This window comes from Campylobacter sp. IFREMER_LSEM_CL292 (assembly GCF_025771615.1).
GTDB classification, from domain to species: Bacteria; Campylobacterota; Campylobacteria; order Campylobacterales; family Campylobacteraceae; genus Campylobacter_D; species Campylobacter_D lari_D.
This window is the reverse complement of record NZ_JAKMQP010000014.1, coordinates 1-19,848: the sequence shown is the minus strand read 5'-3', so window position 1 is coordinate 19,848 and position 19,848 is coordinate 1. Positions and strand designations below refer to the sequence as shown.

The following is a 19,848-nucleotide window of genomic DNA, read 5'->3' as shown; positions in this document are numbered from 1 at the left end:
TGATAACACTTAAGGCAACCATGATACTTACAACAATTGTTTGTATTGTTGCTGTTTTGAAAATAGGCTCATTTATAACATCAGCACTTTCGGTGCTACAAACAAGGTAAGAAGATATTTTAGCACATATACCTAGTCTTTCTTTTCCTTTTAATCCATATTCAAAGAAAGAATAATCACCATTTTGTTTGTGTGCATTTAATACCGGTCCATGATCTACTGATGGATCTAATAACTGCTTGTTTTTAGCAACAAATATCTTTCCATTTTCATCAAATAAAAAGCTATTACCAGGTATATTTTCAAAATTTTCTTGAAGCTCTTTTACTGGAATATCAACCCCAATAATTCCTACAAAATTACCATTTTTATATATAGATTTAGTATATGTTATTACATATTGATTTGTTGCTTTATCAATATAAGGAGAAGTGATGAAAATATCTTTATTTTCTTTGGCTCCAATATACCATGGTCTAGTTCTAGCATCATAGTTGATATTTTGTCCATAAATTTCGATATTTTTATTATTTTTATCACTAGTATCATTACTTACAAGATTTTCTCCATTATCTAAACTTATAAAAGCAGATAAAACTCCAGAAGCTTTTCTATATGATTTTAAAATAGAGCCAACATTATCTATCAAAGCTTGTTCGGAATTTAATTTTTCATATGGAAATTCCAAAATTGTTTTTTCCAAATTTAAAATTAAATCACTATTGTGCTTTCGAAATGTTTCTAAAGAAGTTCGAGCAACTTGTAAAATATCATTTTGCCTTTTTAGCTCATTATCATAAAGGTATGTTTTGGTAAAGTAAAAACTTAACACACCTAAAATAATCAAACTTAGTGCAGTGAAAAAATTTGCCATTAAAGACAATTTAACTTTCAAAGTGTTAAACATAATTTCCTCCGTATTTTATTTTTGTAATTTTAATTTTTAAAAATTAATTATCAATTAATATTTTTTTTAATTAATTTTTTTGCTTTTTCCCACAATCTCACTCCCAATTCTTTTGCATTGTTTTTATCTAAATTTTTATATTTATGGCTTGCGAGTTTTTCGAGTTCATTTAACTCTTTAGCTAAGATATTGAGTTTGCTTTGTGCTAGCTTGCTAAAATCATCAATTTTTGGATTTTGTTTAATTTCATTAATTTTGATAAGAATTTGTTCTCTGTTTTCTTGTATTAAGCGTTTAAATTTGGCAAATAAAGTGTCAAATTTATTTTCTAATAAATCTTTAAGTATATCTTTTACGGGATTATTAAATTCTAATGATATTTTTTTAAGCATTTGGATAAATTCTTGCTCTATGTCTATAAGTTCTTTTTCTTTATTTTTTAAATCATGTTCTAAAGCACTATATGCAAAGCTTGATTTAAATTTTTCAATCGCCAAAGAAATTCCTTCTTGTGTCCCATAAATACTTCCTATACATAAATCATAAGCAAAAGCCTTTGATTCGTTAGCAAGTTCAAAAGCAGCATTTAAAACTACTTGGGATATTTTTAAAATTCTTTCTTTTTCAAAGCTTCCTTCACAAATTGCATTAAATACAAGGTTTTTAGCGATTTCACAAGATGTAAGTTCTATGTTTTCACCTTTTTCTAAAGTTGTGATAAAAGCACTCTCGGCAGTTTCTTTTAAAAGGCCTAGTATTTCTATATCATAAAGCATTGCATCATTGATACTTATATTAAATTCATTTAAATTTAAATCTTTTAAAGTCTTTTCTAAATCAAAAAAGTTATCGCAAATTTTATGTTTAATGGTGTTTTTTTGTTCTTCTATTTTTACTTTTAATTTGCCATATTCGTTAATATAAACAAAAAATGCTTTTTTATCTTCTTCAACTCTAGCTTTAATAATACCTTGGATTATTTTGGAAATATTTTCTTCATTTATAAGTCCAAGTTTTTCTAATACTTTAGAAAAGATAGCAAAAAGCTCTTCATTGCTAGTATTTTCAAAACTAATTTTTTTATAACTTAGATTAAAAACAAGCTCACTAATTAAGTTTGGAATTTCATTTTTTTCACAAGCTAAGAGAGAATTTTCAAAAATTATGGCTAAATTTTTCATATTTTTCCTTTTTTATAATACAAATTTCGCTTTACTTTTTAATTGATTAAAAATATTTAAACGATCATCTTTACTATCGACATAAACACTTAAAAGATAACTTTTATATGTTCCTTGTTTGCTAGTATTTGAGATTTTATATTTAAATTCTCTTTCATTGAGTATTTGAGTGAAAATTTCTAAAGCATCAACTTCAGCTTCAAAAACGACTTTATAATCCCAAAAAGTAGGGTAGTTTATAATAGGTTCTTTTTTAAGATCGCAGATATTTACCACTTTTTCCTCCTTCTTTGCTTTCTAAAACTATATCAGTAATTTGCATACTTTTATCAATAGCTTTAACCATATCATAAATAGTTAAAAGCCCAATGCTAACAGCTGTTAAGCTTTCCATTTCAACTCCTGTTTTTCCTTCACATTTTACGGTTACAAAGAGTTGAAAAGAACATTCTTCTTTGTTTTCTTCTATATGGGTTTGTACTTTTGAGATCATTAAAGGATGACACATTGGGATAAGATTTGAAGTTTGTTTAGCTCCCATTATGGCTGCTGTGATGGCAGTTTGCAAAACAGGCCCTTTTTTAGCTTTGTTTTCAATGATAGCTTCAAATGCTTCTTTACTCATGTATATTTTACCGCTTGCACAAGCTTCTCTTTGGGTAATATCTTTTTGACTTACATCTACCATTTTGGGGTGATTTTTTTCATCTAAATGCGTTAAATTCATATTTTTCCTTAAGTAAAGTTTGAAAAATTATACCAAAATGTATATTTTTATATTAAAATACTACTAAAAAATTTTAAAGGATTTGCAATGGCTTATGATGATGAAGAATTTGAAAATTATGATGATGAAATGTATGATGAAGCAGATGATGATACTTATGCAAATAATCAAAGATCGTATAATTATGATGATGATGATTACGAATACGATGATGATTATAGTGATGATGATACTTATGAGATGGATTAATCGTGGGTGAAAATCTTACTAAAAAAGACATAAAAGTTTTGAGTCTTTCTTCTTTGGGAGGGACTTTAGAATTTTACGATTTTATCATTTTTGTATTTTTTGCAAGTTATATTTCTAAAAATTTTTTTCCTGAAGATTTAAGTCCATTTTGGAAAATGTTTAATACTTATGGAATTTTTGCCGCAGGATATTTAGCTAGACCACTTGGTGGTATAATCATGGCACATTTTGGCGATAAATTTGGTCGTAAAAAAATGTTTATGCTTAGTATTTTACTGATGGTTGTGCCAACTTTTATGCTTGCTTTTATACCTACTTATGAAAGCATAGGATATTTATGTATAGTATTTTTAATATTTGTAAGGATTTGTCAAGGTATAGCTATAGGTGGGGAATTACCTGGTGCTTGGGTTTTTGTTTTTGAGCATGCTCCAAATGGACAAAAACGCACTTATCTTGGATTTTTAACAGCTTCTGTAGTAGGTGGAATTTTGCTTGGAAGTTTTGTATTTTTAATGATGAATAAGTTTTTTACACAAGAAGAACTTTATGAATGGGCCTGGAGAATTCCATTTTTCTTAGGAGGAATTTTTGGGATTATTTCTGCTTATTTGCGTAAATTTTTACAAGAAACACCTGTTTTTGAACAAATGAAAAAAGATAAGGCTTTAGAAAAATTCCCTTTAAAAGAAGTATTTAGAAAAGCTAAGCTGGGCGTTGTACTTTCTATGTTGATAACTTGGGTTTTGACGGCTTGTATTGTTGTGATGATTTTAACTATACCTTCTTTTATGGCAAAAATGTTAAATATTGATGCAAGCGTTCAAACTTACATACAAATGTTTGGTATAGTTTTGCTTGTAATTGGTTGTATATTAAGTGGAATTTTGGCTGATAAAATAGGTATAGTAAAAGCTTGTATGATTTTTTCATTAGGATTTTTCTTAACTTGCTTGTTTTATTTTAATGCTCTTTATACTAAAACACCTGATTTTAATTTAGTGAGTGTGTATTATTTGAGTGCTTGTTTTTTTGCTGGAGTGATGAATTTTTGTCCTTTAATGATGAGTGAGGTATTTGATGCTAAGATTAAATTTTCAGGGCTTAGTTTTTCTTATAATATAGCTTATGCAATAGCTGGTGGGTTTACTCCGCAACTTGCTTTATTTTTACACACTATTGCTTTGGGAAATTTAGAAAATATTGCTCGTTTTTCTTTAGGATTTTATATGTTTGCTATGGCTATAATTTCGCTTGTTTGTGCTTTGATATTTAAATATCTTAGTAATACCCAACGCACATACTCTCAGTGATTTTAATGCGTTTTTCCAAAGGAGTAGGACTGAAAAAATGGCATTTTTCGATATAAATATTATAATTATAATCTAAATTTAAAAAATCGTAAAATGCCTTTAAATTTACAAATTTAACCCCACAAACTTCTTTTATATCTAAGATTTTATAAATTTGAGAATTATTTTTTTCTACCAAATGTGATGGAGCTAAAGTAGTAAATGAGCAAAAGGCACTTGCCAATACAAAGCCACTTAGATTTTCACATTTTTGTATAAGATGTTGGTGTTTTTGTAAAATACTTTTTTTATGTAAAAATACCACTCTTGTGCCTTGATAGCGTGCTGCCTGAACATTTTTCCAAAATTTATAAGCATTTTTAGAAATATTTGCTAATTGGTGTAATTGTATATTTAAAATATAATTATCCAAGAATTGATTGGGTGGTAAAATAGTATAAGTCATATTTTTTCTTTAAATTTGTTTTTATGATTATACTAAAAATTGACTTTTGTTTATATTTTTGCTTCATAAATTCAATACAATTATCCAAAATTATTTTGAAGGAAAAACATGAAATTTGATACTATTAATCATGATGGTATAAAAAAACTTATGGATGTTTTTTATGCAAAAGTTAGAATAGACAAGGATTTAGGGCCTATTTTTAATGAAAAAATTGGTATAGATGATGAGAGTTGGAAAAAACACAAAGAAAAAATAGCAAGTTTTTGGGCAGGGATGTTTTTAGGTGATCCAAGTTATAGCGGTTCTCCTTTGAGAGCTCATCATGAACTACCTTCGTTTCCAAGAGAATTTTTTGATGTTTGGCTTAATCTGTTTGATGAGAGTTTGCAAGAAGTTTTTGAAGATGAACCAAGAAGTATTATTATAGAAAGAGCTAAAATGATAGCTCAAAGATTTCAAATGATTATTTATGATCACAGATTTGCTTAAGAGTTTTTAAAAACTCTTAGCGATAGTTAAAGGTATGTAAATTTTCACCTTGAGAGTATTTATAACTATATTTTCCATCAAGATAAATTACCAAACGATAATATCCTTTATGTGATCCAAATACAACTTTTCTAACATGAGCAGTATTAACTTGTAAAGTTTTTGTATTGAAATTTTGCTTTTTAGCAAAATCTATAATGATTTTAGTTGGATCTCCTATAGATAAATGTCTTAGCATTCTATCTTCGGTTTTGATATTAATCTTATTGTTATAAAAGCTAATAGAAATAAAATTATAAATATTTCCACTAAAAATTGGTGTTTCAATATTTAAAGTGGTATTGTTTTCTTCTGTTTTAGTGTTTTTTACCCCTTGTTCTTGTGGCACAGTAACAGAAACATCAAGTATAGGTGTGGCATTTGGACTTTTGGCTTTTATAAATGAGTAAGTATCATGCCAATTGATACTTTTGTATATATCTAGAGTAGTTTGCTCTTCAGAGCCATCAAGGTTAATGTAGGTAATGGTAATATTTTTTAAAATTCTTGCATCAGAATTAAAAGTAAAATCCTGTCTTTGAAAAGGACTAAGTTTTACAAATTCGGTGTTTTGTTGTTCTGAGTTATTGTCAAAAGGATTATCTTTTGCATTTAAAAATACACAGGATAATAAAAATAGTAAAAAAAATTTAATTCTCATGCGAATTTTCTCCTTTAAGTCTTAAAAGCTGTAAGTATTCTTTTTGAGCTTGGGCATTTTTAGCTTTTAAGGTTATTATGTTTTTCTCTAAAATTTTTTGCTCCTCTTTAAGCGATAATAAAACATCTAAAGAGGATTTGCCAAAAAACATATTACCAAAATACATAGCAACAATAATAGCTACAAATGATAATGCAATAGTTTTTATTAGATGATGACGAGCCTCTTTCTTTTTAGAATGCTCATCATACTCTTTTAATAAATCGCTCAGAGTTTATCTCCTAAGTACTCATCATTATCAAGTTCGATTTCTAACAAACGATTATATTTAGCTGTTCTTTCACCTCTTGCTAGAGCTCCTGTTTTGATTTGTCCTGTATTAAGCGCTACTGCAAAATCAGCTATAAAAGCATCTTCGCTTTCCCCGCTTCTATGACTCATAATACATCTGTAATTATTTCTATGAGCTAGTCTTACTGTTCTCATAGTTTGAGTGATTGTTCCGATTTGATTAGGTTTAATCAATACAGCATTTGCCATATTTTTCATGATACCTTCTCTTAAAATATCTTCATTAGTTACAAACAAATCATCACCCACAAGTTGAATTTTATTGCCAAGCTTTTGAGTGAGTTTAATCCAACCTTCATAATCATCTTCAGCCAAACCATCTTCAATGCTAAAAATAGGATATTTAGCACATAATTCTTCATAGCGAGTAATCAAGTCTTCACTTGAGAAAACTTTACCTTCTAAATGGTATTTACCATCTTTATAAAGCTCACTACTTGCTACATCTAGTGCTAGTTTGATTTTATTTTCATAGCCTGCTTTTTTAATACAAGTCATTAAAAGATCAAGTGGTTCAGTGTTGTTTGCTAAATTTGGTGCAAAACCACCCTCATCGCCTAAAGCAGTAGAGTGACCTAGATTAGCTAATTCTTTTTTTAATACTGCATAAATTTCACAAACTGATCTCAATCCTTCTTTAAAGCTTGAAAAACCAAAAGGCATAATCATAAATTCTTGAAAATCTACACTATTGTTTGCGTGCGCACCGCCATTGATGATATTGCACATTGGCACAGGTAATACACTTGCATTTGCTCCACCTAAGTAACGATATAAAGGTACGCCTAGTGCATTAGCAGCAGCGCGCGCTGTTGCCATAGAAATTCCTAAAGTTGCATTTGCTCCTAGATTAGAGTAGTTTTTTGTGCCATCAAGCTCTAAAAGAGTATTATCTAGTTGGGTTTGATTAAAAGCATCAAGCCCTATAATATTTTCAGCTATGGTGCCATTGATATTTTCAATCGCTTTTAAAACACCTTTTCCGCCAAATCTCTCATCATTGTCTCTTAATTCTAAAGCTTCTTTTTTTCCTGTGCTTGCACCACTTGGAACGATAGCACTGCCCACACTGCCATCGCTTAGCATGATTTCAGCTTTAATGGTAGGATTACCTCTACTATCTAAAACTTCAAAAGCTCTTAAATCTTCAATAATCAACATTATTCTTCTCCTTCATCGTCTTCTTTTGCGCCCAAAATCATACTATCTATACCGATTGAGTTTTGTATAGCTTGAGTAATTTCATCTGCAATAGCTGGATTTTCTTTTAAAAAGGCTTTAGCATTTTCTCTACCTTGACCAAGTTTAGAAGCCTTGTAAGAAAACCATGCACCACTTTTATCAATAATATCAAGTTTTACACCATAGTCTATTAGCTCACCTTCACGGCTTACACCCTCGCCAAACATCACATCAAATTCAGCTTGTTTAAAAGGAGGGGCTACTTTGTTTTTAGCCACTTTTACTTTAACGCGGTTTCCAATAGGCTCATCATTTTGTTTTAAGGTGGCTGTTTTTCTTACATCTAAACGCACTGAAGCATAAAATTTTAAAGCATTTCCGCCGGTAGTTGTTTCAGGAGTACCATAGCCCATCATGCCTATTTTCATACGAATTTGATTGATGAAAATTACAGTAGTGTTCATTTTATGAACAATACCGGTTAATTTTCTTAAAGCTTGGCTCATTAATCTTGCTTGAAGACCTACATGTTGATCTCCCATATCACCTTCAATTTCTGCTTTTGGAGTAAGTGCAGCAACACTATCTATCACTATTAGATCAATGGCTCCACTTCTTGCTATAGTTTCAACAATTTCTAAGGCTTGTTCTCCAAAATCTGGTTGAGAGATGTAAAGATTTTCTGTATCAACACCTAAATTTTTTGCATATCTTACATCAAGAGCGTGTTCAGCATCAATAAACGCACAAACTCCACCTTTTTTTTGACATTCTGCTATGATGTGTAAGGTAAGTGTAGTTTTACCTGAACTTTCAGGTCCATAAATTTCTATAATTCTTCCCTTTGGAACCCCACCAATTCCTAAAGCTAAATCAAGTCCAACAGAACCTGTAGGAATAGAATCAATTTTTTCAACTTCTTTATCGCCAAGTCTTAAAATAGTGCCTTTTCCAAAGGTTTTATCAAGACTTTTTAAGGCTGCATCAAGTGATTTTCTTTTATTATCATCCATGCTTGTTAATCCTTTTATAATATGTTTAAAATTGTATCAAAAAGAAATTTAATATAAGTTTTTATTTTGAATTTTGCTAAAATACTTTTTTAAATTTTTCAAGGAAAAAAATGAATAAAAAAATTAGCGTAGCGCACTCTCCTGATGCTGATGATATTTTTATGTATATGGCGATTAAATTTGGTTGGGTTGGGAATGCTTATGAGTATGAAAATACAGCTTTAGATATACAAACTTTAAACGAGCTTGCATTGCAAAATATATACGATGTTAGTGCGATATCTTTTGCACTTTATCCTTTGATAGCTAGTGAATATGCTTTGTTAAAAACTGCTGTAAGTTTTGGCGAGGGTTATGGGCCAAAGCTTATTAAGAAAAAAGATAAAAAATTAAAGCCAAATTTTAAAGTTGCTTTGAGTGGAGCGCACACTACTAATGCTTTAATTTTTCGTATAAAATACCCACAAGCTAGGATAGTTTATAAGAATTTTTTAGAAATTGAAAAGGCTGTTTTAGAAGATGAGGTTGATGCGGGAGTGCTTATACATGAGAGTATTTTAGAGTTTGATTCTAGTTTATGTGTCGAGGCTGAACTTTGGGATATTTGGCAAGAATTAGCCAAAGATGATTTACCTTTGCCTTTGGGCGGTATGGCGCTTAGAAGATCTTTACCACTTAATGATGCAATAGTGGTTGAAAAAGATTTGATTAAAGCAGTAGAAGTAGCCGATCATAATAGAAAAATCTTAGCCTCTATGCTTTTAGAGCGTAATTTAATACGCGTTGATGCGCAAAAACTTAATGTGTATTTAAATTTATACGCAAATAAAAACTCTATAAATATGAATGATAAACAATACAATGCCATAGATAAGCTTTTTGAGCTTGGATTTAATCATGGATTTTATGAGAAATTAATAAAAAGCAAAGATTATCTTATACCTAGTGAGTATGAAGAATTTAGAAATTCTTGATAGAATTTGAATTTTAAGGAGAAAATATGGAAAGTACTTTAGTAGCCTTGGGTGTACAAACTTTTAAAATCACACTTATGCTTTCTTTACCTATGCTTTTAGCAGGGCTTATTGCAGGGCTTATTATAAGTATTTTTCAAGCTGTAACGCAAATTAACGAAGCCACGCTTTCTTTTGTGCCAAAAATTTTACTTGTTGTTGTGGTAATAGTATTTTTAATGCCTTGGATGATAAGTTCTATGATTGATTTTACAACTAATATTTTAAATCAAATTCCAAGCTTTATTAGATGATTATTGATTTTTCTAAGTATTCTTCTGTGCGTATAGGTGAGAGCTTTGAAGTGCAAATACTTGAAGAGCCTTGCGAATTTGATGGTTTTTTAATAGGTGGGGCAAATAATCTTTTAATCTCTCCAAAACCCAAAAAACTTGGAATTTTAGGGAAAAGTTTTGATTATATTAAAATTTTAGAGCAAAATGAAAAAGGTATGTTTTTAGAGATAGGCTCTAGTACGAAATCTTTTAAAATGTATCATTTTGCTAAAGAAAATAACTTAAAAGGCTTTGAGTTTTTAAGAAATATCCCAGGGACTTTGGGCGGTATTTTAAAAATGAATGCAGGATTAAAAGATGAGGATATTAGCAAAAATTTAATTAGTATTTGCACTTTTAATCAAGAAATTTTAAAACAAAATATTGCTTTTGCTTATAGGTTTAATCCTATTAAAGAAGTGATGTTTAGCGCGAAGTTTTTTTTAGAATATGGATTTGACCCAGTTAAAGATGAGCTTTTAAAAAATGCAAGAAAAAATCAACCCAAAGGTGCTAGTTTTGGCTCTATTTTTAAAAATCCCAAAAACGATCATGCAGGAAGATTGATAGAAGCAGTTAATCTTAAAGGTTTTAGCAAAAATGATGCGATGTTTAGCAATGAACATGCAAATTTTTTAATCAATAAAAAACATGCTAGTTTTGATGATGCTTTATTTTTGATAGAGCTTGCTAAAAAAAGAGTTTTTGAAGAATTTGGGATTGTTTTAGAAGAAGAAGTGGTAATTATATAGTATTTTTAATATCTTCATAAACAATTTTAGCTATTTCTTGGACTAATTCTTGATAAGATTTATTTTTATCATTTGTGCTAAATTGAGTATTGATAGTAAGGATTTTATGATCTTTTAGTTTTTTTGTTTTAGCATTAAAAAGTTTGTATTCTATGTCGGCTTTGACTTCAAAATTTGAAAAAAGCAAGAAATTTTTTTGGCTTGCTTGAATGCTTTTTAAATCTAGCAAAATAATAAAATCAGCCTTTTTGAAACGATTAAATTCTAAAAACTCACTTGCATTGATGAAATTTTTATTTATTTGTAAGATATTTTGACTATTGATATAAGTTTGATTTTCTTTTTGATTAAGTAAGGCAAAATTATTTTGCTCATTTAAAATAGCACTTAATGCTTTTAGTGTGTCTTTTGCCATGGTTTTAGCATCGATTTTTAAATTTGAAAAATAAAAATTATATTCTTTTTCATAGCTTGGCACTAAAGCTAAGGTGCTAATGTGTGAGAGTTTATCATAATTTATATCTTGATCAAGATTGATGATATTAAAATTATCATTATTTTGTAATTTGATGATTTTTTTATTTGCAAAAGAATTAGCATAAATAGCACTTAAAAAACACAAAAACACCAAAAAAAATCTCACTAAAAACCTTCTAATTTAAATTCATTCTTAGCAAAAGCTATAAAACTTGGAAGTTTAAAATCAGGACTATTGTAGTTTAAGGTCTTTTTGTCAAAATCGTATAAAATTCCACCATTTTGTTTGACTAAAAAATCTCCTGCGGCTATATCCCAAGCTTTTGGGCCGCCAAAACGCGGGTAAATTCCAGCTTTTGCTTCAAGTAAATATACAAACTTTAAAGCAGATGAAACCTTAATGCCTTCAAGATGATTTTGAATAAAAAAATCTTCATTATTATCATGGTTTTTAGAGTAAAGGGCTATATTTTTAACCTTTTCGTATTGCTCTAGACTAAGATTTAAAATTTCATTATTTTTATAAACTTTAGTATGGGTATGTGCGTAATAAAATGCATTATTTTCCACATCGCCTATAAGCGAAAGCACAGGAGTGTTTTTATGGATTAATGCGATTAAAACACAATATTCTTTATCTTTTTTAGCATAAGATTTAGTGCCATCAAGAGGATCTATTAGCCAAAAATACTCTAAATTTTTTCTTTCTTCATAAGAAAGTATATTTTCTTCAGAGCATATAGCTATATCGCTTGAAGCTAAAATTTCACTAATGGCTTCATTAGATTTTATATCAGCTAAACCTACTGGGGAATCATCATCTTTAAGCCATAAGGTATTTTTGTCTTTATATTTAAGCAATATCTTAGAGGCTTCCTTGCCTGCTTTTAAGGCTAATTCTAAAAGTGTGTCTAAATTTTTCATAAGAAAATTATAGCAAGTGAAAATAAATACTTAGTAGAGTTATTTTCTACTAAGATTATTGATAAATTTTATTAAGCTAATAGCTAAAATTGCTTCAAGTAAAGCAGTAAGCACTAATCCTGAGTATATATCTTGAGTGATAATATTAGTTTGATAAGAAAGCGTAGCTACTGCGATAAGTAAGGTTAGTGGCATAGAATGGCTTAAGCCAAATAAAAAGGTATTTTTTAAACCAAGTATTTTTACAAAAGTCATAGCGCAAAGTATTCTTAGTCCTATCATAAAGATAGTTAGTGAAAAAGCTATGATTAAAACTTGAGGATTTAAAAGCATTTGGAGTTTAAAGCTTGAACCTATATAAATGAAAAATATAGGGATTAAAAAGCCATAACCAAAACTAGAAAGTTTATGCTCTAAGTCTTTTTTATGATCAAAAAAAGTAGCTATAAATGAACCCGCTATAAAAGCTCCAAGTGCAACTTCAAGTTTAAAATAAATCATAATTGCAACTATGGCTATGAAAATTGCCATGCAAAATCTTATATCTTTTTCATTTTGATCTTGCCAAGGCATGAGTATAGTTTTAAGTTGTGGATACCACCAAAAAAGCACTTCTAAAAATTTAAATCCAAAAATACAAAGTGCTAAAAATCCCACTAGGTATAATAAATTTTGAGTAAGTGAGAAAAGATCAGCACCTTTTCCCAAAAATGCTGCAGCTATGGTAAGTAAAACTATGCTCACAACTTCAGCTAAAGTGGCTACCACCATGGATACATTTAACCACTCGCAATTTTTCCCAAAGTCTCTATAAAGCGTTGAGAGCAAACCCACACTCATAACAGGTATGATAATGACAAAAATATAAGAAATATCTATACTTTCAACCGCTAAAACGCTAAAAACATATAAAAGTATGATGTAAATAAAAGCTTTATTAAGTAAGCTTCTTTCGGTTTTTAAAAAGGTTTTAAGATTGATTTCCATCCCTGCTATAAACATAAGATAGTAAAATCCTGCATTAGCCAAAAGCTTAAAATTCTCACTTTCTCCTATAAAACCTAAAAATCCTATAAAAGAGCCAAGCATAATTTCAGTAGCTGAAAGTGGGAGTTTTAAAAATTTAGCAATATAAGGTGATGTAAGCAAACATCCTGCTACGACTAATAAAATTTTTAAATCCGTAGCAGCTTGAGCATCAATGGCATGAGCTAGCAAAGCTAAATCCCATTTGTTTTAGTTTTTGTATGTCTTTGCTAGGTTCTTCGCCTTTAGTTGTAAGATAATCACCTACTACTATAGCACTAGCTCCTGCGTCAAAAATTTCATATTGTCTTTCTTTTAGAACTACTTCTCTACCACCTGCTACCATGATATGTGCATTTGGTAAGTCTTTTTTAGTATCTTTGATGATATTTAACGCCTCATCAGCATTTAATAAGTTTTGCTTGAGCTTTAAATTTTCATTTGGTATGAAAAAATTAATAGGTGAGGAAAAAGGATCAAGCTCTTTTAAACTTGTTCTAAAACTTTTTCTATCGGCTTCACTTTCTCCAAGACCATAAATTCCGCCACAGCAAAGCATTAAACCTGCTTCTTTAGCATAAAGATTAGTTTGAAATCTTTGCTCCCAAGTATGCGTAGAGCATATGTTTGGAAAAAATTCTTTAGAAGTTTCTAGATTATGATTATAAGAAAAAATTCCTGCTTTTTTTAATTCTTTGAGTTGTTCTAAATTTGCTATGCCATTGCAAGCTATAAGTAAAAGTCCTTCTACTTCTTTTTGCACCGCATGAGCTACTTTGCACACATACTCAAGTTTTTCATCATCAAGTCCAGCACCTGCTGTAACTAAACAAAAACCTAAAGCCTCGTTTTTCTTAGCTATTTTAGCTTCTAAAACAATTTGATCTATATCTTTTCTTTTATATTTGTTGATATTAGTTTTTACATGAGCGCTTTGAGTGCAGTATTTACAATCTTCCCCGCACCCTCCACTTGCTATATTAGATATAGCACAAAGCATAATTTGCATTAAATTTCCTTTTTGATTTTGCATTTTAAGCACTCTAAAAATGTGCCTTTTTTAAGCTCTTTGATAATCAAAGTTTCGCCACATTTGCTACATTTTTCTTCACTTGGTTTGTATTTGCTTATATAGTTGCATTTTGGATAAGCACTACATCCATAAAATTTACCACGCTTAGAAAAACGCTCCACGATCTCGCCTTCTTGACAGCTTGGGCATTTCACGCCTATGGTATTGAGTTTTTTCTCGCTTTTTTCTTCATTTTGTGTTTCTTGTTTTAAATTTCTTGAGTATTTACATTTTGGAAAATTTAAACAAGCTATAAATTCTCCATATCTTCCTTTTCTTATAGCAAGCTCTCCACCACAATCAGGGCAGGTTTCATCTAGCTTTGTGAAAGTTTTTTGACTTTTTATGTTTTTTTTACCTTCATCAATTTTTCTCATAAAAGGAAAATAAAACTCTCTTAAAACTTCTTGCCAGTCCATTTTGCCTTCTGCAATGATATCAAGTTTATCTTCCATTTTAGAAGTAAAATCACTATCTACTATATCACTAAAGTTTTGTTCTAAAACTTCTGTTACAACAAAGGCTATTTCATTAGGTATGATTTGCTTTTTATCTATACGCACATATTCTCTTGCACTAAGTAAAGAGATGGTTGGAGCATAAGTTGAAGGGCGTCCTATGCCAAGATTTTCTAACTTTTTAACAAGTCCAGCTTCAGAGTATCTTGAAGGTGGCTCGGTAAAATGCGAGTTTAATTCTATATTTTGTATATTTAGTATATCTTCTAGTTTTAAATTAGGTAAAATTTTATCTTTATCCATATCTCCATATACTTTATAATGCCCATCAAATAAAATTTTTCTACCACTTATTTTAAAACTTGCTTCATTTGATTTTGCATAAACATTTTGAGTTTGAGATATAGCAGGATTCATTTGTGAAGCTAAAAAGCGATTATATATTAAAGTATATAATCTTGCTTCATCTTTTTCTAAAAATTCACTTGCAAGTTTTGGCGTAAAGCTAAGATTAGTCGGTCTTATGGCTTCGTGTGCTTCTTGAGCGCCTTTGCTTTTAGTGGTATAAATATTTGCTTTGCTTGGTAAGTATTCTTTGCCAAAATCATTTTTGATGAGTTTTCTTACTTCTTCTAAAGCTTCTTTTGCGATGTTTAAGCTGTCAGTTCTCATATAAGTGATCACACCCATAATACCTTGATGGGTTTTTACACCCTCGTAAAGTTTTTGGGCAATCATCATGGTTTTTTTAGGATTAAAACCTAGGCGATTGCTCGCGCTTTGTTGCAGGGTTGAGGTCATAAAAGGTGCTTGTGGAGCTATTTTTCTATCTTTACTTTCTATATCTTTTATTTTAAAGTTAGCATTTTTGCAAGCTTCAAAGATGAGTTTGGCTCTATCTTCGTTAGTTAGACTTAGTTTTTCTATCTTTTGATTTTGAAATTCGACTAATTCAGCTTGCAAGTCTTTTTCAAAAATCATATCTATACTAAAGTATTTTAAAGGAATAAAAACTTTTATTTCTCTTTCCCTATCGACGATGATTTTTAAAGCCGCACTTTGCACACGCCCTGCACTTAAGCCTTTTTGGATTTTTTGATTTAGTAAAGGACTTAATTTATAGCCTACTATACGATCAAGTAAGCGTCTAGTTTGTTGAGCATTGACGCTATTTACATTTAAAGATCTTGGGTTTTTTAAAGCATTTTCTATAGCGCTTTTAGTAATCTCATGAAAAACTATGCGTGGCAGGGAATTTTCATCTTTATTAATAGCCTTAGCTATATGATAAGCTATGGCTTCACCCTCGCGGTCCTCATCGGTTGCAAGGTAGATGGTTTTAGCTTTTTTAGCCTTTTCTTTGAGTTCTTTTACTAAACTTGAATGATCATTTGAAATTCTATATTCTGGTTTAAAATTTTCATCTTCTATTTTTATACCAAAGCTAGTTTTAGGTAAATCTCTAATGTGGCCTTTAGAAGCTATTACCTCATAGTCTTTACCTAGAAAATTACCTATGGTTTTAGCTTTAGCAGGTGATTCTACTATGATTAAATTTTTCATTATTTTCCTTGTAAGGATTAAAATTAGTAAAAGTGTATAAAAAAAAGTTAAATTTTTTGCTTAGATGGATTTTTAAATAAAATGCAATTAATGATATAATTTTCTATAATTTAATTTCATAGGATATAAAATGTTTTTGCAAAAAAACTTACAAGCTTTAGAATTTACCAATAAACCATTACAAAAAAAAATTCTATCTTTAAAAGAAGAATTTATCGACATCTTTCCAAGTCAAACACCCTTTGTGCCCTCAAAAGATGATTTAATAAAACCTAATATATTTTTTTGCGGCATAGGAGATGGACTTTTTTTAAAAAAACTTATTAATAAACATATTTTTATTTTTGATAAAGCAGAATTTTTTGCTAATGTTTTAAGCAAGATGGATTTGAGTCAAGAGCTTTCAAGCGGAAAAATATATCTTTGTGATGTAGAAGAGAAAAGATTAGAAGAGTATCTTGTTTTGCTTTTTTCACAAAAAGATTGTTTTGAGTATTTAGGGCTTTTTAAACTTTTACCTTATAGTGAATTTTATAACAATAGTCCTATGTTTGATTTTGTGTATCGCAAATGTTTGGATGTGATAAAAAGAGTGGTGGGAAATGTTGATACAAGTTTTACTATGGGTAATAAAATGTACAAACAATTTTTATCTAATATACCTTTAGTCTTAAAAAATACTCCTTTTCAAAGATTTATTTATGAAAATAAAGGAAAAAATAAAAGTGTTGTTGTGGTGTGTGCAGGACCTTCTTTAAATAAACAACTTAAGCTTTTAAAAACTTGTCAAGATGATTATGTGATATTTGCTTTAGATGCTACTTATAAAACTTTACTTAAGAATGAAATTTACCCTGATTTTGTTTTTTCTATGGATATTTACGAAGAAAGTGCAAGTTTTTATGAAAATTTACCACAGAATAAAAAAGAAACCATTTATATTATAAACGCTGCTGTAGATAAAGCTTTAATGCAAATTTTAGAAAATAAAAATCCAAAGATTTTTATTTTAGAAAATTTAGATTATCAACAAAAATTTAATTTAGATGATTTTGGTTATTTAGATATTGGTATTAATGTAGCTCATTTTGCTTATAATTTTGCTATAGCTTTGGGATTTACTAATGTAATCATGATAGGACAGGATTTGGCTTTTAGTGATGATGGGAAGTCGCATGCTAACCCAGAAGTTTTTACATTTCATAATGTAGAAGAAGTTGAGCATAAAGCAGAAAAACTTCGAGTGTTAGCTTATAATAAACAAGGTTTTGTTCAAACTCATAAAGGCTGGGATGAATTTAGAAAAAGATTGGAAGTTTTATTTGTATCTCATCCTGATGTTAAATTTTACAATGCCACAGAAGGTGGAGCTTTTATAGATTATACCATAGAGATGCCTTTTGAAAAGGTTTTAGCGTTATATAAAGATAAAAAACAAGATTATGTATTTCCAAATACTTTAAGTATTAATAGACAAGAAAAATTATTAAAAAAATCTTTGGAAATTTTACAAAAAGATTATTTAGAGTTAAATGCTTTACATCAAAAAGCAAAAGATCTTTTAGTAATTTTACAAAATCAAAATGCAGCTTTTGATGAGCAAGTATCAGAATCTATTTTTGATTTTAATGATTTATTAGATAATGCAAAAATTTTACAAAGTTTTATGTATAAACCATTGTTTTATTATAGAGCTTTTTTTAATGTGAGTTTATATCAAGAACCTCAAAATGCTTTATCAAGTTATGTAGATTTTTTAAAAATATTTTTAGAAATTGCAGCATTAAGTCTAGCAAGTATAGAAAATTCTATAAATGAATATAAAAATATCTTAAAAGTATAAATTTTTTTATCATTTTTTCGATATAGCTTAAACAACTGCATGGAAGCGGTTGAATTTATTTAAAAGGATTTAAAATGGGATTTCGTATAAATACTAATGTGGCATCTTTAAATGCTCAAAACAACGCAAATTTAAACTCAAGAGCATTAGATAACTCTCTAAGCAGATTAAGTTCAGGTCTTAGAATCAACTCTGCAGCAGATGATGCTTCAGGTATGGCTATAGCAGATAGCTTAAGATCACAAGCTAATACTTTAGGTCAAGCTATAAGCAATGGTAATGATGCTTTAGGTATTTTACAAACAGCTGATAAGGCTATGGATGAGCAGCTTAAAATCTTAGATACTATCAAAGTAAAAGCTACTCAAGCAGCACAAGATGGACAAACTACTAAAACAAGAAATATGCTTCAAGCTGATATTAATCGTTTGATGGAGCAACTTGATAATATTGCAAATCAAACTTCATTTAACGGAAAGCAGTTATTAAGTGGTGGCTTTGTAAATCAAGAATTCCAAGTGGGTGCGCAGTCAAATCAATCTATCAAAGCAAGTATTGGTTCAACTCAAAGTTCTAAAATAGGTGTAACTAGATTTGAAACAGGTTCTCAAGCTAAAAGTAGCGGTATAGCTGAGCTTACCATTAAAAACTATAATGGTATAGATGATTTTAAATTCCAACCTGTAGTGATTTCTACTTCAGTAGGAACAGGACTTGGCGCTTTAGCTGAAGAGATTAATAGAGTTTCTGATATCACAGGGGTTAGAGCAAATTTCTTAGTTGAAACTACAGGTGCTGGTAATATTAAAGCAGGTAAAACAGATAAAGACTTTGCTATTAATGGGGTAAAAATTGGTGAAGTTGAGTATAAAGATGGTGATGAAAATGGAGCCTTAATTTCAGCAATTAACTCTGTTAAAGATACCACAGGAGTAGAAGCTTCTAAAGATGCTAATGGTAGACTTGTATTAACCTCAAGAGATGGTAGAGGCATTAAAATAGAAGGTAGTATCGGACCTGGTTCAGGCATTAGAAAACAAGATTATGAAAATTATGGTCGTTTATCTTTAATCAAAAATGATGGTAAAGATATTCAAATTGAAGGAAAAAATCTCTCTGCTATAGGTATGGGTACAGCTGATATGATCTCTCAAGCTTCTGTATCTTTAAGAGAATCAAAAGGAAATATTGACACCAATGTAGCGGATGCTATGGGCTTTAATGCTTACAAAGGTGGCGGTAAGATGATTATAACTCATGCAAGTGTTTCAGCTTGGATGAGTGCACAAGGTGGCATGAGTGCTGGTACAGGATTTTCTGTAGGTAGTGGGAATAATTATTCTCAAATTTATGAAGGAAATGTTGTAACTGTAACTGCTTTTTCAATAGCTTTTGGTTTTAGTTCCGATGGTAGTGGTGCAACTCAATTTGCTAATTTTCAAACAAGTGTTGGTGCTATGACTATAGCAGCTAAAGATCAAGAAGCTGGCGTTACTACACTCAAAGGTGCTATGGCTGTGATGGATATAGCTGAAACTGCTATTACTAATCTTGATAAAATTAGAGCTGACATTGGTTCTGTGCAAAATCAAATCACAGCTACACTAAATAACATCAGTGTAACCCAAGTAAATATCAAATCAGCTGAATCAAACATCAGAGATGTAGATTTTGCAGCAGAAAGTGCAAACTTTGCTAAGCATAACATCCTAGCTCAAAGCGGATCTTATGCTATGAGTCAGGCTAATGCTGTGCAACAAAATGTAATGAGATTATTACAATAATTAAAGAAATCTAAAACACCTTGAATTTTCAAGGTGTTTCTTTAAAATACTCTTTAAAATACTCTTTAAAATACTCTTTAAAATACTCTTTAAAATACTCT

Annotated in this window: 22 protein-coding genes; 8 read left to right on the top strand and 14 right to left on the bottom strand. The window is 29.8% G+C overall.

The window, feature by feature from the left end; all coding sequences use genetic code 11:
* The 4 genes from L8T82_RS07290 to moaC form a co-directional block, all read right to left on the bottom strand.
* A partial coding sequence (locus L8T82_RS07290) for a cache domain-containing protein (protein WP_263726206.1) occupies window positions 1–907 on the bottom strand: 907 nt, incomplete at its 3' end.
* Window positions 908–957: 50 nt separating this feature from the next.
* Window positions 958–2,088 (bottom strand): hypothetical protein, encoded by a 1,131-nt coding sequence (locus tag L8T82_RS07285; RefSeq protein WP_133319953.1) that lies wholly within the window; start codon window positions 2,086–2,088, stop codon window positions 958–960.
* A gap of 12 nt (window positions 2,089–2,100) precedes the next feature.
* Window positions 2,101–2,364, bottom strand: coding sequence for a DUF493 family protein (locus tag L8T82_RS07280; protein ID WP_133319952.1), 264 nt, complete (start codon window positions 2,362–2,364; stop codon window positions 2,101–2,103).
* On the bottom strand, window positions 2,342–2,815 hold the full coding sequence (gene moaC, locus L8T82_RS07275; protein ID WP_133319951.1) for a cyclic pyranopterin monophosphate synthase MoaC: 474 nt from the start codon (window positions 2,813–2,815) through the stop codon (window positions 2,342–2,344). The genes L8T82_RS07280 and moaC overlap by 23 nt, the downstream gene beginning before the upstream one ends.
* An 87-nt stretch (window positions 2,816–2,902) precedes the next feature.
* Here moaC and L8T82_RS07270 point away from each other — a divergent pair, with 87 nt between their 5' ends.
* Complete coding sequence (locus L8T82_RS07270) at window positions 2,903–3,064, top strand: highly acidic protein (protein ID WP_133319950.1); 162 nt, start codon at window positions 2,903–2,905, stop codon at window positions 3,062–3,064.
* A gap of 2 nt (window positions 3,065–3,066) precedes the next feature.
* Entirely contained in the window at window positions 3,067–4,377 is a 1,311-nt protein-coding gene (locus tag L8T82_RS07265) for an MFS transporter (RefSeq protein ID WP_263726205.1), read from the top strand.
* Here the strand turns inward: L8T82_RS07265 and L8T82_RS07260 are convergent.
* A complete protein-coding gene (locus L8T82_RS07260; RefSeq protein WP_133319948.1) occupies window positions 4,346–4,822 on the bottom strand; it encodes a cysteine permease in 477 nt (158 codons plus the stop codon). The two genes, L8T82_RS07265 and L8T82_RS07260, sit on opposite strands and share 32 nt — an antisense overlap.
* Window positions 4,823–4,930: 108 nt before the next feature.
* Between L8T82_RS07260 and L8T82_RS07255 the strand changes: the two genes are divergently transcribed.
* Window positions 4,931–5,314 (top strand): group III truncated hemoglobin, encoded by a 384-nt coding sequence (locus L8T82_RS07255; protein WP_133319947.1) that lies wholly within the window; start codon window positions 4,931–4,933, stop codon window positions 5,312–5,314.
* Between the two features lie 16 nt (window positions 5,315–5,330).
* Here L8T82_RS07255 and L8T82_RS07250 read toward each other — a convergent pair whose 3' ends face one another.
* The 4 genes from L8T82_RS07250 to recA form a co-directional block, all read right to left on the bottom strand.
* Window positions 5,331–6,014, bottom strand: coding sequence for an AMIN domain-containing protein (locus L8T82_RS07250; protein ID WP_133319946.1), 684 nt, complete (start codon window positions 6,012–6,014; stop codon window positions 5,331–5,333).
* Window positions 6,004–6,165 carry a hypothetical protein gene (locus tag L8T82_RS07245; RefSeq protein WP_243705663.1) on the bottom strand — a complete coding sequence of 54 codons (162 nt, stop codon included), beginning with the start codon at window positions 6,163–6,165 and terminating at the stop codon, window positions 6,004–6,006. The genes L8T82_RS07250 and L8T82_RS07245 overlap by 11 nt, the downstream gene beginning before the upstream one ends.
* A 116-nt stretch (window positions 6,166–6,281) precedes the next feature.
* Window positions 6,282–7,526, bottom strand: a complete 1,245-nt coding sequence (gene eno / locus L8T82_RS07240; protein ID WP_263665096.1) for a phosphopyruvate hydratase — start codon at window positions 7,524–7,526, stop codon at window positions 6,282–6,284.
* Window positions 7,526–8,560 carry a recombinase RecA gene (recA, locus tag L8T82_RS07235; protein WP_263726204.1) on the bottom strand — a complete coding sequence of 345 codons (1,035 nt, stop codon included), beginning with the start codon at window positions 8,558–8,560 and terminating at the stop codon, window positions 7,526–7,528. The genes eno and recA overlap by 1 nt, the downstream gene beginning before the upstream one ends.
* A 110-nt stretch (window positions 8,561–8,670) precedes the next feature.
* On the opposite strand from recA, the gene L8T82_RS07230 reads away from it, so the two are divergent.
* From L8T82_RS07230 to L8T82_RS07220, 3 genes are read left to right on the top strand one after another with little or no spacing between them, the layout of a single operon-like run.
* Window positions 8,671–9,534, top strand: a complete 864-nt coding sequence (locus L8T82_RS07230) for a menaquinone biosynthesis family protein (RefSeq protein ID WP_263726203.1) — start codon at window positions 8,671–8,673, stop codon at window positions 9,532–9,534.
* Window positions 9,535–9,560: 26 nt separating this feature from the next.
* A complete protein-coding gene (gene fliQ / locus L8T82_RS07225) occupies window positions 9,561–9,827 on the top strand; it encodes a flagellar biosynthesis protein FliQ (RefSeq protein ID WP_012660903.1) in 267 nt (88 codons plus the stop codon).
* Complete coding sequence (locus L8T82_RS07220) at window positions 9,824–10,600, top strand: UDP-N-acetylmuramate dehydrogenase (protein WP_263726202.1); 777 nt, start codon at window positions 9,824–9,826, stop codon at window positions 10,598–10,600. The genes fliQ and L8T82_RS07220 overlap by 4 nt, the downstream gene beginning before the upstream one ends.
* Here the strand turns inward: L8T82_RS07220 and L8T82_RS07215 are convergent.
* The 5 genes from L8T82_RS07215 to topA are packed head-to-tail and all read right to left on the bottom strand — an operon-like array spanning window position 10,593 to window position 16,120.
* Entirely contained in the window at window positions 10,593–11,243 is a 651-nt protein-coding gene (locus L8T82_RS07215) for a hypothetical protein (RefSeq protein ID WP_263726201.1), read from the bottom strand. The two genes, L8T82_RS07220 and L8T82_RS07215, sit on opposite strands and share 8 nt — an antisense overlap.
* Window positions 11,243–12,001, bottom strand: a complete 759-nt coding sequence (locus L8T82_RS07210; RefSeq protein WP_263726200.1) for a 3'(2'),5'-bisphosphate nucleotidase CysQ — start codon at window positions 11,999–12,001, stop codon at window positions 11,243–11,245. Before L8T82_RS07210 ends, L8T82_RS07215 begins: the two co-directional genes overlap by 1 nt.
* Before the next feature lie 39 nt (window positions 12,002–12,040).
* Window positions 12,041–13,219 (bottom strand): cation:proton antiporter, encoded by a 1,179-nt coding sequence (locus L8T82_RS07205; protein WP_133319939.1) that lies wholly within the window; start codon window positions 13,217–13,219, stop codon window positions 12,041–12,043.
* The gene (locus L8T82_RS07200) at window positions 13,200–14,036 is read right to left on the bottom strand and encodes a biotin synthase (protein ID WP_039627786.1); all 837 of its coding nucleotides are present in this window, start codon (window positions 14,034–14,036) and stop codon (window positions 13,200–13,202) included. The genes L8T82_RS07205 and L8T82_RS07200 overlap by 20 nt, the downstream gene beginning before the upstream one ends.
* A complete protein-coding gene (topA, locus tag L8T82_RS07195) occupies window positions 14,036–16,120 on the bottom strand; it encodes a type I DNA topoisomerase (RefSeq protein ID WP_412174908.1) in 2,085 nt (694 codons plus the stop codon). Before topA ends, L8T82_RS07200 begins: the two co-directional genes overlap by 1 nt.
* 130 nt (window positions 16,121–16,250) lie before the next feature.
* Between topA and L8T82_RS07190 the strand changes: the two genes are divergently transcribed.
* Both L8T82_RS07190 and L8T82_RS07185 read left to right on the top strand, forming a co-directional pair.
* Window positions 16,251–17,963, top strand: coding sequence for a motility associated factor glycosyltransferase family protein (locus tag L8T82_RS07190; RefSeq protein WP_263726199.1), 1,713 nt, complete (start codon window positions 16,251–16,253; stop codon window positions 17,961–17,963).
* A gap of 74 nt (window positions 17,964–18,037) precedes the next feature.
* On the top strand, window positions 18,038–19,747 hold the full coding sequence (locus L8T82_RS07185; protein ID WP_263726198.1) for a flagellin A: 1,710 nt from the start codon (window positions 18,038–18,040) through the stop codon (window positions 19,745–19,747).
* The last annotated feature ends 101 nt before the right edge of the window (window positions 19,748–19,848 follow it).

Coding starts and splice junctions, on each gene's coding strand:
- L8T82_RS07285 (WP_133319953.1), bottom strand. CDS start 2,088: ATGAAAAATTTAGCCATAATTTTTGAAAATTCTCTCTTAGCTTGTGAA.
- moaC (WP_133319951.1), bottom strand. CDS start 2,815: ATGAATTTAACGCATTTAGATGAAAAAAATCACCCCAAAATGGTAGAT.
- L8T82_RS07270 (WP_133319950.1), top strand. CDS start 2,903: ATGGCTTATGATGATGAAGAATTTGAAAATTATGATGATGAAATGTAT.
- L8T82_RS07260 (WP_133319948.1), bottom strand. CDS start 4,822: ATGACTTATACTATTTTACCACCCAATCAATTCTTGGATAATTATATT.
- L8T82_RS07255 (WP_133319947.1), top strand. CDS start 4,931: ATGAAATTTGATACTATTAATCATGATGGTATAAAAAAACTTATGGAT.
- L8T82_RS07250 (WP_133319946.1), bottom strand. CDS start 6,014: ATGAGAATTAAATTTTTTTTACTATTTTTATTATCCTGTGTATTTTTA.
- L8T82_RS07245 (WP_243705663.1), bottom strand. CDS start 6,165: ATGTTTTTTGGCAAATCCTCTTTAGATGTTTTATTATCGCTTAAAGAG.
- eno (WP_263665096.1), bottom strand. CDS start 7,526: ATGTTGATTATTGAAGATTTAAGAGCTTTTGAAGTTTTAGATAGTAGA.
- recA (WP_263726204.1), bottom strand. CDS start 8,560: ATGGATGATAATAAAAGAAAATCACTTGATGCAGCCTTAAAAAGTCTT.
- L8T82_RS07230 (WP_263726203.1), top strand. CDS start 8,671: ATGAATAAAAAAATTAGCGTAGCGCACTCTCCTGATGCTGATGATATT.
- fliQ (WP_012660903.1), top strand. CDS start 9,561: ATGGAAAGTACTTTAGTAGCCTTGGGTGTACAAACTTTTAAAATCACA.
- L8T82_RS07220 (WP_263726202.1), top strand. CDS start 9,824: ATGATTATTGATTTTTCTAAGTATTCTTCTGTGCGTATAGGTGAGAGC.
- L8T82_RS07210 (WP_263726200.1), bottom strand. CDS start 12,001: ATGAAAAATTTAGACACACTTTTAGAATTAGCCTTAAAAGCAGGCAAG.
- L8T82_RS07200 (WP_039627786.1), bottom strand. CDS start 14,036: ATGCAAATTATGCTTTGTGCTATATCTAATATAGCAAGTGGAGGGTGC.
- topA (WP_412174908.1), bottom strand. CDS start 16,120: ATGAAAAATTTAATCATAGTAGAATCACCTGCTAAAGCTAAAACCATA.
- L8T82_RS07190 (WP_263726199.1), top strand. CDS start 16,251: ATGTTTTTGCAAAAAAACTTACAAGCTTTAGAATTTACCAATAAACCA.
- L8T82_RS07185 (WP_263726198.1), top strand. CDS start 18,038: ATGGGATTTCGTATAAATACTAATGTGGCATCTTTAAATGCTCAAAAC.